A 15209-nucleotide genomic window follows, 5' to 3' on the forward strand; every position below is an offset into this window, starting at 1 on the left:
AAGACGAAGAAGGAGACGGACCAGTGGCCGACAATGCGCGGGCGAAGAAGCTGGCGGACCTCATCCGGGAGGTGGTGGCCGAGAAGCTGCAGCGCGGGGTCAAGGACCCCCGCCTCGGTACGCACGTGACCATCACGGACAGCAGGGTCACCGGCGACCTGCGGGAGGCCACGGTCTTCTACACGGTCTACGGGGACGACGAGGCCAGGGCCAATGCGGCAGCGGGCCTGGAGAGCGCGAAGGGCGTACTGCGCTCCGCGGTCGGCCAGGCGGCGCAGACCAAGTTCACGCCGACCCTGACTTTCGTGGCGGACGCCCTCCCGGAGACCGCCAAGGGCATCGAGGAGCTCCTCGACAAGGCGCGGGCCTCTGACGCCCAGGTGCGCGAGGTGTCCTCCGGCGCGAAGTACGCCGGCGACGCCGACCCGTACAAGAAGCCCGAAGAGGACGACGAAGACGGGGACGCAGTCGCCGAATGAGCACCGACGCAGGAAAGACTCCGGACGGCTTGGTCATCGTTGACAAGCCGTCCGGTTTCACTTCGCACGACGTGGTCGCCAAGATGCGCGGGATCGCCAAGACCCGTCGCGTGGGCCACGCCGGCACGCTCGACCCGATGGCGACGGGCGTGCTGGTCCTGGGCGTCGAGAAGGCCACCAAGCTCCTCGGCCACCTCGCGCTCACGGAGAAGGAGTACCTCGGCACCATCCGGCTGGGTCAGAACACCCTGACGGACGACGCCGAAGGCGAGCTCACCTCGTCGACCGACGCCACCGGGGTCACCCGGGAGGCCGTGGACGAGGGCATCGCCAAGCTGTCCGGCGCGATCATGCAGGTTCCGTCCAAGGTCAGCGCCATCAAGATCAAGGGCGTCCGCTCCTACAAGCGCGCCCGTGACGGCGAGGAATTCGAGATCCCGGCCCGGCCGGTGACCGTCTCCTCGTTCCAGCTGTACGACATGCGGGAGGCGGAGGCCGAGGACGGCACCAAGGTCGTCGACCTCGTCGTCTCCGTGGTCTGCTCCAGTGGTACGTACATCCGCGCGCTCGCTCGGGACCTGGGCGCCGACCTCGGCGTCGGCGGGCACCTCACGGCGCTGCGGCGCACGCGGGTGGGTCCGTACAAGATCGACCAGGCACGCACGCTCGACCAGCTCCAGGAGGAGCTGACCGTCATGCCGATCGGCGACGCGGCGGCTGCCGCCTTCCCGCGCTGGCAGCTGGACACCCGGCGGGCGGCGCTGCTGGCGAACGGCGTGCGGATCGAGATGCCGGAGGAGTACGAGCCCGGCAAGGCGGTCGCGGTCTACGGGCCGGACGGCCGGCTGCTCGGACTCGTGGAGAGCAAGGGCGGCAAGGCGAAGTCGCTCGCGGTCTTCGTCTGAGGCGGCCGGACTTCGGCTGGGACGGCCGGTCGCCCATCGGGGCGGCCGGCCTTCGTCGTACGCCCCCGGTCATCGATTGACGTGGAGCGATGAGCGCACATGGACTGCTGCTCACCGCTCCACGACCCCCCTCGGGTAGGTCTCTATCCACCCGGACCCCTTTATTCACCCGTCCGAGCAGGCGCTCGGAGTGAATGGAGGGAGCGTAAGGGGGCGCTTTCGCCACGCGTGCTTTTCCCGCTGATCTTCACCTGCCTACGGTCGTGGCTACGGGGCGCGTGCGGCGGGGAGTGGTGCGGTGACGGCGGAACTGATCAGGATCTGCGATCTCGCCGGGCGGCCGCGAGGGAGCGGCTTCGTCGCGGACGACCGCGGGACGGTGCTCACCAGCCACGAGGCCGTGGCCGGACTGGCCCGGGTGGTCCTGCACGGGCCGGCGCCGGGGGAGCGGACCTGGGTGGCGGGGGCCTCGGACGTGACCGCCCTGCCGGAGCTGGGGCTGGCGCTCGTACGCAGTGACGGGCTCGGGGCGCGGCCGCTGCCGGTCGCGCCGCGGGGGGTGGTCGATCCCGGGACGTACGTACGGCTGTCCGCGCGGGGCTGGCGCCAGGCGCGGGTGCTCGGCGCCGCCGAGGCCACGTACACGGCGACGACCGCGTGCCACCTGCTCCCGGCGGCGCTGGAGCTGGCCATCGGGACCGACGGGCGCGACGCGCTGCGCCTCGACGGCGAGGCGTGCGGTGGCCCCGTGCTGGACGCCGCAACCGGAGCGGTGCTCGCCGTACTGAGCGCCGCTCTGAAGGCGGAGCACCGCACCGGGGGACTCGCGGTGCCCCTCGCCGCGGCGAGCGCAGCCGATCCCGGCGGGCCGCTCGCCGAACTGCTGGAACGCAACGCCGCCACCGTGCCGGGCTACGGCGCCGACCTGAACCTCGCCGGAACCCTGCAGCTCACCGGGACCACACTGGGCCCGGCCTTCGCCGCGGGCGGACCCGAGCCGGTGGACCGCCCGGCCATCGCCGCCGCACTGGACGCCTTCACCGCCGGGAACCGCCCGGTCCTCGCCCTGGTCGGCCGCCCCGGCACCGGCCGCACCACGGCCCTCGCCGCCCTGGCGCTCCGCCGCACCCGCGGCCCCCGCCCGGCCCCGACCCTCTGGCTGCGCGGCGCCGACCTGCGGGCCGAGGACACCTCGCTGGCGGACGCGGTGACGCGGGCACTGACGGAAGCGGCGCGGATCCTGGAGGCACCGGCATACGGACCCGCGCCGGAGCCGGCGTCGGCGCTGGCCTCGCTCGCGGCTTCGGCCGGGCGGGCCCTCCTCGTCGTCCTCGACGGCCCCGAGGAGATGCCGCCGCGGCTCGCGCAGCGGGCCGGGCCGTGGACCGCCGCCACCGCGGCCTGGCTGGAGGCGACCGGGGCCCGGCTGGCCGTGGCCGCCCGTCCCGAACACTGGGAGTCGGCCGGCAGGCTCTACCCGCCGCGGATGCTCTGCACCCCGGCCCGGCCCGCCCGGCGGCTGCCGCCCGCGGTCCCGATCGGCGATCTCACCCCGCAGGAGGCGGCTCCGGCCGCAGCCCGGCTGGGGCTCCCGCCCGATGCCGCCGCGGGAGGCGACGCCCGGCACCCGCTCACGCTGCGGCTGCTCGCGGAGGTCCGCGCGGCCGGGGTCACCGCGGGCCGTCCGTCCCGTGACGAGGTGTTCGCCGCGTACCTGGACCTGCTGTGCCTGCGCGTGGCCGTCCGGGTGTCCGCCGCGCCCCCGCACCCCGGTGCACCCGAGGGGGCCGCGGATCCGCGCGGCGCCGGAGGGCAGGACACCGCCGGGGTGTACGGGCCCGGGGTGGGCAGGCTGGCCGCGCGTGTGGCCGGGCGGGTGCACGAGGCCGCGCGGCGGTGCCTGGGGCCGGGCCAGGGGCAGTTGGACCGGGCCTCCTTCGAGGAGCTCTTCCCCTGGCGGTCGGGCTGGGCTTCCGCGGCGCTCACCGAAGGGCTGCTGGTGCCCGCCGGCGAGGGCTACCGTTTCGCCCACGAGGAGCTCTCCGACTGGCTTCAGGCCGCTCACCTGGACCTCCCCGCCGCCCTGGACACCCTGGGCCGGGACGTTCCCCGGCACCGCATCGGGCCCGTGCTGGAGGCTCTGCGCCTACTGCCCCCCGGGGAACGGGGAGCGGTGCTGGAGCGGCTCGTGGCCGCCCTCGACGCCGCCGCCGACCCCGAGGCCCGCTGGTGGGCGGCCCGGCTCGTCGGCGAAACCCTCCTGCGCGCCCCCGACGCCACGCCGTACCTGCCGGTCCTGCACGCCCTGGCCGTCCACCTGACCAGGCCCGCGCCACAAGCAGGCGACCCGCCCGGGTCAGGGGCGGACGGCCCCGGCCCGGCGGCGGCCCCGGCAGCCCCTGCGGTCCCGACGCCGGCCGGCTCCGCGGCGTACGCGGGCACCCTGGGGATCCCGGGCCCGGGCACCACCACCGCGTGGGCGGTCCGGCCCGTCGAGGCCGGCGGGGCAGCGGGAGAGGAAGAAAGGGAGGAAGAAGAAGACGCCGAGGGAGAAGGCGCGCGGGCAGAGGCGGAGGGAGAGTTCGGGGGATGGTTCTGGACCCGGGTGCGGGTGGCCGAGGAGGAGCGGTTCGAGCTGCTGCGCCGGCTGGTGCCCCATGACCACCGCCATCTCGCCGCCGCCGCCCGACGGCTGGTCCGGGCGCCGCGGCTGGTGCAGCCGCTGCTCTGCGACTGGCTCCGCGACGAACGGCCGCTGCTCGGGCGGCCCGGGGCCACCGTCGCCACCGCCGCGCAGGCACTGCTGCACACCCACCGCAGCCTGGCCGTCGACGATCTCGCCGAGGCGCTCGTCACCGCCGCGCACCCCCGCGCCGACGAACTGCTCACCGTGCTCGCCGAGGACGAGCCCTCCGCGCTCTGCCGGGCCGTGGACCGCTGGGCCCACGACGAGCGGCCCGGCCGCCGGGTCGCGGCCGCCGCGTACGGGCCGCTCACCGCCCCGCACGTGCGCACCCCCGCCGACCGCGAGCTGCTGCGCTACGCCGCGCAGGCCCTCCTCGCCCGCCCCGCGGACTCCTCCCTGCACGGCAGCGCCCTCGGGATCCTGCTCCGCGACCCCCACGTACGGGCCCGCTACCTCCCCGAGGCCCTCGCCTGCTTCCGCGACCCCGCGCGCGGGCGGCGGCTGCCCGCCACCGCGCTGGTCGCCGCCCTGCCCGTGCTGCCCGACCCGGACACGGTGTTCGCCGCCCTGCGGGAGCGGGCCGACGGGGAGGTGGTGCGCGCACTGGCCGCGCTGACCACCCCGGGCCTGGCGCGGCGCGCGGCAGACCTCGTACGGGACCACCTCGCGCGGCACCCGCAGGACGCCGCGCACGCCGCCGAGTTCGTGGACCGGCGCCTCGAACAGGGGCTGGCCTCCGCTCCCGTGCTCCGCCCGCTCGTACTGGACCTGCTGGACTCCGGTCCGCCCTCGGTACGGGCAGCGCTGGCCGGGGTACTGGCCGCGCCGGGCACGGAGCCCTCGTACACGCTCCGGGGCGAGCTGGCCGGGGTGCTGCTCCGGGGCGAGCTCGACCCGGCGGTGCTCGACGCCTTCCTCGGCGCGCTGGCGGCGGGCGCGGCCACCGGGGCGCCGGACCGTACCCGGGAGCTGCTGCGGCGCACCGGCCGGCAGCTGCTGCGGGCACCGGGCGGGCCGGCGGTGTTCGAGCGGCGCACGGTCGAGCTGGCACGGGCCGAACCGGCCTTCGGCGCACTGGTGGCCGGCTGGCTGGAGCGGGCGCCGCAGGAGGCGGCGGCGCTGCTGGGGCCGAGTGCGCGCCGGACCGTCGAGACCCTCGGTCACAGCGTGTCCGCGTCGGACGACGCCGATGATGGGCACCGGCCACCGGCATGGCAGTCTTAGACCTGCAATCGGCAACCAGGACAGGGCCTACAGGGTTCGGGCGAGGAGCGGTCACAGTGCAGCGCTGGCGTGGCTTGGAGGACATCCCCCAGGACTGGGGGCGCGGCGTCGTCACCATCGGCTCCTACGACGGCGTCCACCGGGGTCATCAGCTGATCATCGGACGCGCCGTGGCCAAGGCGCGCGAGCTCGGCGTCCCCTCCGTCGTCGTCACCTTCAGCCCGCACCCGAGCGAGGTCGTCCGCCCCGGCAGCCACCCGCCGATCCTGGCCCCCTACGACCGGCGCGCCGAGCTGATGGCCGGGCTGGGCGTCGACGCGCTGCTGATCCTGCCGTTCACGGCGGAGTTCTCACAGTTGTCCCCGGCCGACTTCATCGTGAAGGTGCTCGTCGACAAGCTGCACGCGTGCGCGGTCATCGAGGGCCCGAACTTCCGCTTCGGCCACAAGGCCGCCGGCAACGTGGAGTTCCTGCGGCAGCTGGGCGCCACCTACGACTACGAGGTCGAGGTCGTGGACCTGGTGGAGCGCGGCGAGGCGGGCGGCGGCGTGCCGTTCTCCTCCACGCTCGCGCGCAAGCTGGTGTCGCAGGGCGACATGGACGGCGCGGCCGAGATCCTGGGACGCCCGCACCGGGTCGAGGGCGTCGTGGTGCGCGGTGCACAGCGCGGGCGCGAGCTCGGCTACCCGACGGCGAACGTGGAGACGCAGCCGCACACCGCGATCCCGGCCGACGGGGTGTACGCGGGCTGGCTGACGGCCGACGGCGAGCGGATGCCGGCGGCGATCTCGGTGGGGACGAACCTGCAGTTCGACGCCACCGAGCGGACCGTGGAGGCGTACGCGATCGACCGGGTCGGCCTGGACCTGTACGGCATGCACGTGACCGTCGACTTCCTCGCCTACGTGCGCGGGATGGCGAAGTTCGAGTCGCTGGACGGGCTGTTGGAGGCGATCGCGGACGACGTGAAGCGTGCGCGGGTGCTGACGGAGTCCTACGACGCGGAAGCCCGCCAGGGCTGCTGAACGCGGGAGGGCCCGTACCGGTCTGGTTTCCAGGTCGGTACGGGCCCTTCGTGCGTCTGCCGGCTGCGCGGCGCAGCGCGGTGTCAGCCGAGGCGCGGGTCGCGCGGGGGCCGGCCGGGCTGCGGGGGCTGCTGCTGCCAGGGCTGCCCGGGGGTGGGGTAGGGCTGCGGGGGCTGGTTGTACGGCTGGCCGGGCTGGCCCGGCTGGGGGTGCTGCTGCTGCGGCTGGCCCCAGTGGTTCTGCGGCGCCTGCTGCTGGACGCGGATGAAGTCCTCGGCGACCAGGGCGGAGAGGTTGAAGTACGCCTCGCGCGTTTTGGGCCGCAGCATGTCGAGGTCGACCTCGGCGCCGGCCGCGAGGTGGTCGTCGAACGGGACCACGACGACACCGCGGCAGCGGGTCTCGAAGTGCCGCACGATGTCCTCGACCTTGATCATCTTGGCGGTCTCGCGAACCCCGGAGATCACGGTGAGGGAGCGCGAGACGAGGTCGGCGTACCCGTGCGCGGAGAGCCAGTCGAGGGTGGTGCTGGCGCTGCTCGCCCCGTCCACGGACGGAGTCGAGATGATGATCAGCTGATCGGCCAGGTCCAGGACCCCGCGCATGGCGGAGTAGAGGAGGCCGGTGCCCGAGTCGGTGAGGATGATCGGGTACTGGCGGCCGAGCGTCTCGATGACCCGGCGGTAGTCCTCGTCGTTGAAGGCCGTCGAGACGGCGGGGTCCACGTCGTTGGCGATGATCTCCAGGCCGGAGGGGGCCTGGGAAGTGAACCGCCGGATGTCCATGTACGAGTTCAGGTACGGGATCGCCTGGACCAGGTCCCGGATCGTGGCCCCGGTCTCGCGGCGCACGCGGCGGCCGAGGGTGCCGGCGTCGGGGTTCGCGTCGATGGCCAGGATCTTGTCCTGGCGCTCGGTGGCGAGGGTGGCGCCGAGGGCGGTGGTGGTCGTGGTCTTGCCGACGCCGCCCTTGAGGCTGATGACGGCGATCCGGTAGCAGGACATGACCGGGGTACGGATCAGCTCCAGCTTGCGGCGCCGTTCCGCTTCGGCCGCCTTGCCGCCGAAGCGGAACAGGCCGCCGCCGGAGGCGTTGTTGCCGCTCTTCGCCTTCTGCTTGCCGCGGAGCAGGCGGTCGGAGGACAGCTCGACGGCCGCGGTGTACCCCAGGGGAGCGCCGCCGGAGGGCTGGGGAGCGCCGTAGCGGGGGTCGTGCCCGTGGGGACCCTGCGGCCCTTGAGGCCCCTGCGGCCCTTGGGGGCCTTGCTGCCACTGGCCGCCGCCGCGCGGGTCGCCGTACTGCTGCACGGGCGGGGAGGGCGGGGGGAATCCGTAACCGGGGTTCGGCTGCTGGGGCTGCTGCGGCTGCCCCGCGTGCTGGACCTCGTACCCGGAGTCCGGCTGCCGGCTCTGCCCCGCGTGCGGGAACCCGTAGCCGGGGTCCGGCTGCTGGGGCCGGTTCTGCGCGGGCGGGGGGATGTCGTAGCCGGCCTGGGGATCGGCCGGTGCGGGGAAGTCCGTTGGGCGCTGCGGCAGTTCGGCCCCGGCTGATCCCCCGAACGTGTTCGCCGTGCGCGGCGCCGGAATGACCGCCCCCTCGGGGGGAGCCGGCGTACGGACCGTGGCGGGCGGCGTGCCGTCGGCCTGCGCCGCGTTCGGGTACGGCGGGGTGCCGGCGTACGACGACGCCGATGCCTCCGGGTGCGCGGGCGGGGTGCCGTACTCCGTGCCGGTCGGCGCGGAGGTGTACGGGTCGCTCGGGGCGCCCCGCTCGACCGGGGGATCGATGGGCCGGGCAGCACCCGGATACGCCGCCGGGGCGGCCGGGTCAGTGCTCTGCGCACCGGCGGGCGCCGGGGCGTACGGCTCGCCCAAGGGGGCCGGCACGTCCGCGGGAGCGGCCGCGGCCTCGGTACCCGGACCGATCGGGGCCTGCGGGCCCGACGCGTACGGCGGGTCGGTGGGCGGGGCTGCCTGCGCGGAAACCGGGGGCGGCGCAGCGGCACTGTCGTCGCGGACCGGCGCCGGGGCCTGCGGCGCGGCGGTGCGTGCGGCGTCGGGGCCCGAGGAGGGCAGCGGCTGGGCGGCGCCCGGGCCGGAGGTACCCGCAGCCGGTGTGTGGGCCGCGGCGGGGGTGTCCGGCGCCGAGGGATAGGGCGGGGCGGCGGGGGCCGGAGCCGGTGAGTAGGAGGGGAGCGGGGCGTCCGGAGCCGGGGTGCGGGGCGGCGAGACGGTGTCCGCGGCAGCCGGGTACGACGGAACGGGCGCACCCGGGTACGCCGACGGGGCGGCATCCGGGGCCGGGGTGCGGTGCGGGGCGGCGCCGCCCGGGGCCGAGGGGGACTGGGCGGATGCGCCTGAGGCCGAGGCGTAGGACTGGGCGGATGCGTCCGGGGCCGGGGGGTAGGACCGGGCGGACGCCTCCGGGGCCGGGGAGTACGGCGGGACGGAGGGGCCCGCGGCCGGAACGTACGGGGCGGCCGGGGAGTCCGTGGTCAGCGCCGTGGGTGCGTCGGGGGTGCCCGGGTAGGGCAGGGCCGGGGCCGGCGCGTTCGACTCCGTGCGCGGAGCCGGCGGGGCGATGCGCATCGTCGGCGGGGTCTCCAGGTCCGACGGGGGCCGGTGGGGCTCGAAGCCGCTGCCCTCCGGCAGGCCCGGGATCGCGGCGGCCGCCGGTGCCGCGCCCTGCGTGTACCAGGCGGGCGGGGTGTAGTCGATGGTGAACTCGCCCGTCAGCTCGGGCTCCGCGTCGGACTGATCGTCCGTCGGGACGTCCCACGTCCCGCCGCGCCTCTCGTTCCGATCGCCGCTCACTGGTCCTCCTGGTCTGTCGAACATTGGTCCGGCGTCCCACCGCGCCACGCCGACGCCCAGCCTAATCGTGTCCCGCAGCCGGTCTCCGCCCCCGTCAGCCCGTACCCGGGGCGGACCACGGGGCAGGGGGCCGCGTCCATCCTGCCCATACGGCCGCGCCCCCGGCCAATCCCCGGCCCCCGGCCCGCCACCCCACAGGCCCGCCCGCCCCGCTCCGGGCCCGCCCGGCTCGCGCTACCGCTTCAGGACCGTGAGCACCGGCACGCGCGACCCCGATCCGCCGATCCGCCGATCCGCAGGCAGGCCCGGCCCGTTCCGGTGTGCCGGATCCCGTGCTGTCGTTGCCGGTCCGCTCGTTCCGGCCCGACGCTTCCCGGACTGCTGGTTCTCAGCGATCCGGATTCCCGGCCCGGGGGCGGCTGGTCTGCCTGTAAGAGCCTGTCCGTTCCCGGCCCGCGGGCAGGCCGGTTCCACGTCCGTACAAGCTCTACCCGTTCCCGGCCCGTCCATGACGCCCACCGGTGTCCCGGATCGCCTGACCCGGTCAGTCAGTCAGTCAGTCAGTCAGTCAGCCGGTCAGCCGGTCCACAGGCCCACCGGTCCGTCCGGGCTCCCGCCCGGTCCGCGGTCACCGGCCCGGCCGGTCCGCACATCCGGGCTCCGCCCGATCCGAGGCTCCGCCCCGCCCGACGACCCCGCGCACCGGGATCCCCCGACCACCGCCCCCGAGTGCCAACCACTCGCCCCAGGTTCCCCCGTGAGGCTGAACCTCACGGCGGGGCTGCCGGCGCCTGTCCGGGCCGCCGCCCCCGGTTCAGTCGATGCGCCGTGCCGGACCCAGCAGGCCTGTCTCCGCGTCCGTCGGCTGGGTCATCACGAACTGCCGGTCCCGCTCGGTGCACCACAGGGTGACCCCGTCGCCGAGCGTCGGCAGTGACTCCACCGCCGCCGCGGGCAGCCGCATCAGGCGGCCGATCTGCTCCGCCTCGTCGGGGGAGACCCGCTGGACGCCGACAAGGGAGGAGTTGCGCAGCAGCCGGGGGGCCGCCGGGCTCAGGTAGGGGAGCAGGGTCAGGACCGACTGCCAGGGTCCCGCGGCCACGCGGCCCCGGGGCGGGCGCATGCCGCAGTCGCGGATCACCAGGACCGGGCTGCCCGCCGACGCTCCCTGCGGCGGCACCCGGCCCACGTCGTGCAGGGTCACGCACTGCTGGCCACCGCCCGCGGCCTGCGCCAGGCCGGACCACACCTGGCCGCGCCCGGTCTCCACCGTCACCCGCGCCCCCGTGGCCGCCGACCGCAGCGCCAGGACCTGCGCTGTCCACAGGCCGCCGATCAGGGTGACCTCGTACGGCGTCGGCCGGTTGACGCCGAGGACCGCAGGGCGGCCCCCCGAGTCCACGCCGATGACGACCCCGTCGTCCCCGACCGGGAGCGCCAGCTCGTCCAGCTCCGCCGCCTGGAGCACGTGCCGCTCCCGGCGCGGGCCGACCAGCCCGAAGCCGCCTCGCGCCGAGCCCGAACCCGAACCTGCGCGCCTTCCCGTGCCCGTACCCCTCATCGCGTTCCTCCCAGCGGCAGCGAGGCCAGCAGCCCCGGCACCTGCTCGCGGTCCAGCCGCACCAGCCCGGCCTTGACCCCCCGCGCGGTCTGTTCCAGTCCGCGCCGCGCGGAGACCAGTTCCTCGTCGCTGCGCCCGGTGACCCGGACGTGCCCGGTCAGGGTGACCTCGTGCCGCGCGGCCGGGGTCATCGTCAGGCTGAAGTTCGTCGCCAGCGCCGGCAGCGAGGTCAACAGGGCGACGAACTGCGGCAGTCCCGCCCCGATCCCGCCGAGCTGGGGCCAGCGGCTGATCCAGTACGTGGTGTGCCGCCGGTCGTCGCAGCGCCAGATCCGCGAGGTCTCCTCGGTACGCCGTCCCGTGGCCGCCGATCTACCCGCCTGGGTGATCGCCATCGGGTTCGCGCACGAGGAGGTGGCCAGAGCGCCCGTCAGTTCCTGCTCCGTGAGCACGGTCGCGCGGAACCCGGCCCCCGTGAGCCTGCTCGCCAGCTGGTCCGCGACCCGCACCAGACACCGCTGCGCACCCGGCAGCCCGCCGCCGCGCGCGATGACCGCGTCGGGGCACAGTTCCGGATCCAGCTTGAGCGCGATCCAGGTGAGGCGCACCGCCGGGCTCCCGGTCAGGGCCTGGAGCGGGGCGTAGTTGCGCGTGGCCATCGACTGGGCCGGCAGGTGGGGGGCCGGAGCCGGCTGGGTGTGCTGCACCACCTGGGCGGACTCCAGCCGGATGCCGTCCACTTCGAGGACGTCCCGTACGAGGGCCAGCGGCAGCGGCCGCGCCGCCCGGTCGGGGCGCAGCGCGGTGGCGTCCATGTCGACCTGGACCACCGCGGTCAGGAAGGTGCCGTCGCCGACCATCCCGACGGGCCGCCGGTCACGGTGCCGCTCCCGTTCGCTGAACGTGAGCGTTCGCAACGCCGGATCGGCCTCGACGAGCGGGGCCAGCCCCGGTTCCGTGCCGGCCGGCACCGCCGTGGCGGCGGCCCGGCGCCGGCGTGCGCGCAGCGCCAGTGCGCCGCCGATCCACTCGGGCAGCGAGCGCCGGTGCCGGCGTACGACCGCGAGCAGGACGAGGACCAGGGCGAGCACACCGGCCGGGGCCAGCAGCAGCGGTTCCACGACCCAGGCCGCCAACAGCGCTGCCGCCGCGACCTGGAGGAGTACGAGTTGTTGCAATCGGAACGGTCCGAACCGTCCCGGGCCGGACTTCGGATGCGGCGTCACTCCGGCGCGTGCGGGTGCGGGCGCCCCGGTCCGCGGCCTCGCGGCAGTGGCCATCACTCGCGCACCTCACTTTTCCGGGGTTCGCACCCCTGAGCTCCGGGAGCGCGCGCGACAGCCGGCCCGCTCACCCCCGGAATCTCCCCAATCCGCCCCAACACCCCTGTTTCCCCCGGCCCGGAAGGCGTGGAGCGGCTGCCTCACCCTACCCGGCCCCCACCGACCCTCCGTCAAGAGGCATAGTAGGTGGCCGGTCGGACAATCGAGGCCCGGCGACCGAACCCACCGCCCGGGCCGTGCGGGGAGAATCAGGCGCCCATGGCCTCACGACGTGACGAGCTCAACGCGTACACCTTTGCGAAGCGACGCACGGTGGCCGCGTTCCTTCAGCCTTCGGCGAGCGGGTCCGAGGAGGGTGCTCCACGACCGCTGCGCGCGGTTCTGCCCGGTGTGGTGACCGCGGCGCTCGTCCTCGCGGCCTTCGGAGCCTGGGGGATGTTCAAGCCGACGGCGCCCAAGGGCTGGGACAAACCAGGCGACCACGTCATCGTCGGCAAGGATTCGACGACCCGCTACGTCGTCCTGACCACCAAGGTCGACGGCAAGGACCAGACCCGGCTGCACCCGGTGCTCAACCTGGCCTCCGCCCGGCTGCTGCTCGACCCCAACAAGGCCAAGGTCGTCCAGGTCCAGGACAAGGTGCTGGACGCGGGCAAGCTCCCGCGCGGTCCCATCATCGGCATCCCGTACGCCCCCGACCGGCTGCCCGCTCCGGCGGACGCGGGGAAGGCCAAGCGCTGGGCGGTGTGCCAGCAGCCCGGCGGCAACGGCCGGGGCGTACAGACGGCGACCTTCGTCCTCGCCGACCGCGAGGCGAAGCTGATGGACGACGGCCGCCGGCTCTCCGACTCCCAGGCCCTGTACGTCCAGAGCACCGGCCCGGGCAGGAGCCGGTACCTCGTCGACGCGGCGGGCGTGAAGTACAAGTTCCCCGAGGGCACCGCGGACACGCGCACGATGACCAACGCCCTCGTCGGAGGCAGCGCGGTCCCGCAGCCGGTCACCGAGGAGTGGCTGGCCACCCTCGGCTCCGGCGACGACCTGGCCTTCCCCCAGCTGCCGGGCGGGAAAGCCGGAACGGCCGCCGGGGTCAAGGGCCTGGCCAGCACCGACGACAAGGTCGGCATGGTGCTGAAGGCCGTGACCGGTTCGGGCGCGCAGCACTACCTGGTGGTGCCCGGAAAGGTCGTCCCCGTCTCCGACTTCGTCGCCTGGCTGATGATCTCCTCGCCCGGGACCGACCGCCTCGACATGCACGGCAAGCCCCACGAGGTGGACCTCCAGTCCCTCAACCCCGGCCGCGTCCCCTTCAAGGGCGACGCGAAATGGCCGCAGAAGAAGACCGGCCGGATCAACGAGGTCCGCGCGGCCGGTGCTGCCGCCGCGGACGCGCGCGACACCGTCTGCAGCGTCCTGCGCTCGGTCGACGCCCGGGGCAGCCAGACGCTGAGCACCTGGGCCGGCACCGGATTCCCCGTCGACATCACCGCCACCGGTACGAGCGCCTACGTCACTCCGGGCACCGGCCTGCTCTACACCCAGGCGCAGGGCCGCCAGACCACCGCGGGCGGCGCGCTCTTCCTGGTCACCGACACCGGCCTGCGCTACGCCGTCCAGGCCAATGGCGACAGCGACGCGGCCCAGCCCTCACCCGGACCGAGCGCGAGCTCCGGCCAGAGCGGTCCGGCCACCTCCGACGGCCGCCCCGCGCCGAGCCAGGCCCAGGCCCGGCTCGGATACGCCGACGTGGTCCCGGTGACGGTGCCCATCGCCTGGTCGGAATTCCTCTCCAAGGGCCCGCGCCTCGACAGCAACTCCGCCCGCCAGCCCCAGGGCTCGTGATGCGCCGCACACCGAAGCCGGCCCTCGCGGCCCTGCTGGCCGCCGCCGCCCTCACCCTGAGCGCCGCGCCGCAGCCCTCGTACGGGAACGGGCAGTACGGGAACCAGCACGTCTACCGGGCCTCGCGCGAGGCCCCGTACCCGCCGCTGCGCCTCGCGGGCGCCGGCGAGTGCACCTTCCCGATGAAGAAACAGATCGAGGACCGTCCCTGGGCGCTGCAGCGGCTGTTGCTCGATGAGCTCTGGGCGGATACCAGGGGTCGCTCCAAGGACGGGAAGAGCGTCCGGGTAGCGGTGATCGACACCGGCGTCGACCGGGTGAACCCGCAGCTCAGCGACGCCCTCGACATCGGGGCCGGCCGGGACTTCCTCGATGCCAAGGGCGACGGCACCGCGGACACCGTCGGGCACGGCACCAAGGTCGCCGGTCTGATCGCGGCCCGCCCGAAGCCCGGTACCGGCTTCGTCGGGCTCGCCCCCGAGGCCACGATCATCCCGATCCGGCAGAACGACGGGCAGGGCAACGGCAACGCCGAGACGCTGAGCGAGGCCATCACGCACGCGGTGTCCAAGGGCGCCCAGGTCATCAACATCTCGCAGGACACGGAGGTGGCGATGACCCAGGACTCGAAGCTCGGCCAGGCGGTCAAGAAGGCCGTGGAGGCCAACGTGGTCGTCATCGCCTCGGCGGGCAACGACGGACTGACCGGCCGCAAGCGCCCCACCTACCCGGCGGCCTTCCCCGGCGTCCTGGCCGTGGGCTCCTCGGACCGCAACAACGAGCGCGCCGCCTTCTCCCAGCCCGGATCCTTCGTCGGGATCGCGGCGCCCGGGGTCGACATGGTCTCCACCGTCCCCGGCTTCGGCCAGTGCGTGGACAACGGCACCAGCTTCTCCGCTCCCTACGTCGCCGGGGTCGCCGCCCTGCTGCGCGCCAAGCATCCGCAGTGGACCGCGCGGGAAGTGGTCTGGCAGCTACAGAACACCGCCGAGCGCTCCGTGAAGGGCCACGACGACTACGTGGGCTGGGGCGTGGTGGACCCGGTCCGCGCGCTCACCCAGTCCGCCGTCGCAGGGGAGCCCCCCAAGGCCCCCGTCCCGGACCCCGGACCGCCCCGGGCGGCGGCCCCCGAACCGGCCGAGATGCGCACGAGCGAGACGGCGCGCGAACGCGACGAGCGGCTCGGTGCGTACGCGCTGGGGATCTGCGGCGTGCTCATCGCCGTGATCGCCGGGACCGCCACCGTGGTCCGCGACGCCCGGATTCGAAGGCGCCGTTTGCAGTGAACAGTCACAGTTCGTCGACAGAACCCAAAGGGCTGTGTTGGGTAAGGCCGATCAACTGACTACAGTGTTCGGAGGCTTCACGACTGTGATCGGGGATGGTGCGTG

Annotated in this window: 9 protein-coding genes; 6 read left to right on the plus strand and 3 right to left on the minus strand. The window is 74.9% G+C overall.

Features of this window, described 5'->3' with window-relative positions; genetic code table 11:
• The first annotated feature begins 23 nt into the window (after positions 1 to 23).
• From rbfA to OTB20_RS34540, 4 genes are all read left to right on the plus strand, one after another.
• A complete protein-coding gene (gene rbfA / locus OTB20_RS34525; protein WP_267823672.1) occupies positions 24 to 479 on the plus strand; it encodes a 30S ribosome-binding factor RbfA in 456 nt (151 codons plus the stop codon).
• Positions 476 to 1384, plus strand: a complete 909-nt coding sequence (truB, locus tag OTB20_RS34530; RefSeq protein WP_267823674.1) for a tRNA pseudouridine(55) synthase TruB — start codon at positions 476 to 478, stop codon at positions 1382 to 1384. Before rbfA ends, truB begins: the two co-directional genes overlap by 4 nt.
• A 298-nt stretch (positions 1385 to 1682) precedes the next feature.
• The gene (locus tag OTB20_RS34535) at positions 1683 to 5294 is read left to right on the plus strand and encodes a trypsin-like peptidase domain-containing protein (protein ID WP_267823676.1); all 3612 of its coding nucleotides are present in this window, start codon (positions 1683 to 1685) and stop codon (positions 5292 to 5294) included.
• Positions 5295 to 5350: 56 nt separating this feature from the next.
• The gene (locus OTB20_RS34540) at positions 5351 to 6319 is read left to right on the plus strand and encodes a bifunctional riboflavin kinase/FAD synthetase (protein WP_267823678.1); all 969 of its coding nucleotides are present in this window, start codon (positions 5351 to 5353) and stop codon (positions 6317 to 6319) included.
• A gap of 83 nt (positions 6320 to 6402) precedes the next feature.
• Here the strand turns inward: OTB20_RS34540 and OTB20_RS34545 are convergent, their stop codons facing one another.
• The 3 genes from OTB20_RS34545 to eccE form a co-directional block, all read right to left on the minus strand.
• Positions 6403 to 9132 (minus strand): SCO5717 family growth-regulating ATPase, encoded by a 2730-nt coding sequence (locus OTB20_RS34545; protein ID WP_267823680.1) that lies wholly within the window; start codon positions 9130 to 9132, stop codon positions 6403 to 6405.
• 814 nt (positions 9133 to 9946) lie between these two features.
• Positions 9947 to 10693 carry a hypothetical protein gene (locus OTB20_RS34550; RefSeq protein WP_267823682.1) on the minus strand — a complete coding sequence of 249 codons (747 nt, stop codon included), beginning with the start codon at positions 10691 to 10693 and terminating at the stop codon, positions 9947 to 9949.
• Positions 10690 to 11973, minus strand: coding sequence for a type VII secretion protein EccE (gene eccE / locus OTB20_RS34555; RefSeq protein ID WP_267823684.1), 1284 nt, complete (start codon positions 11971 to 11973; stop codon positions 10690 to 10692). Before eccE ends, OTB20_RS34550 begins: the two co-directional genes overlap by 4 nt.
• 261 nt (positions 11974 to 12234) lie before the next feature.
• Between eccE and eccB the strand changes: the two genes are divergently transcribed.
• Together eccB and mycP are read left to right on the plus strand one after the other, a co-directional pair.
• Positions 12235 to 13818, plus strand: a complete 1584-nt coding sequence (gene eccB / locus OTB20_RS34560; RefSeq protein WP_267823686.1) for a type VII secretion protein EccB — start codon at positions 12235 to 12237, stop codon at positions 13816 to 13818.
• Positions 13818 to 15104, plus strand: coding sequence for a type VII secretion-associated serine protease mycosin (gene mycP, locus OTB20_RS34565; protein ID WP_267823688.1), 1287 nt, complete (start codon positions 13818 to 13820; stop codon positions 15102 to 15104). The genes eccB and mycP overlap by 1 nt, the downstream gene beginning before the upstream one ends.
• Positions 15105 to 15209: the final 105 nt, after the last annotated feature.

Source organism: Streptomyces sp. H27-H1, assembly GCF_026627445.1.
In the GTDB taxonomy this organism is placed as follows: Bacteria; Actinomycetota; Actinomycetes; order Streptomycetales; family Streptomycetaceae; genus Streptomyces.

Bases quoted from the DNA above. Each gene is read 5' to 3' on its own strand.
- truB (WP_267823674.1), top strand. From the start codon at position 476: ATGAGCACCGACGCAGGAAAGACTCCGGACGGCTTGGTCATCGTTGAC.
- OTB20_RS34550 (WP_267823682.1), bottom strand. From the start codon at position 10,693: ATGAGGGGTACGGGCACGGGAAGGCGCGCAGGTTCGGGTTCGGGCTCG.
- eccE (WP_267823684.1), bottom strand. From the start codon at position 11,973: ATGGCCACTGCCGCGAGGCCGCGGACCGGGGCGCCCGCACCCGCACGC.
- eccB (WP_267823686.1), top strand. From the start codon at position 12,235: ATGGCCTCACGACGTGACGAGCTCAACGCGTACACCTTTGCGAAGCGA.
- mycP (WP_267823688.1), top strand. From the start codon at position 13,818: ATGCGCCGCACACCGAAGCCGGCCCTCGCGGCCCTGCTGGCCGCCGCC.